Below are 255 nucleotides of genomic sequence, written 5' to 3' on the forward strand. Positions count from 1 at the left end.
CGCCAGAACAAGTATCTGAACAACATCATCGAGCAGGACCACCGAGCGATCAAACGCATCATCAAACCGATGATGGGATTCAAGGACTTTCGCTGTGCCCGCATCATTCTGTCTGGCGTCGAAGTGACGCATATGATCCGCAAGGGACAAATGCAAGACGATCGCGTCGCCCGAACGGTTGCCGAGCAGTTCTACTTGCTGGCTATGTAAGCACTCCTATGTACATTCACTCATACGATCTACCATCGCGATCGC

1 protein-coding gene is annotated in these 255 nt (G+C 51.8%); it reads left to right on the top strand.

Going from position 1 to position 255, the window contains the following annotated elements; translation table 11 throughout:
* A partial coding sequence (locus VSR34_RS39145; protein WP_342965317.1) for a DDE-type integrase/transposase/recombinase occupies positions 1-210 on the top strand: 210 nt, incomplete at its 5' end.
* Positions 211-255: the final 45 nt, after the last annotated feature.

The sequence above is a fragment of the Paraburkholderia sp. JHI2823 genome (genome assembly GCF_038900695.1).
Lineage (GTDB): Bacteria > Pseudomonadota > Gammaproteobacteria > Burkholderiales > Burkholderiaceae > Paraburkholderia > Paraburkholderia mimosarum.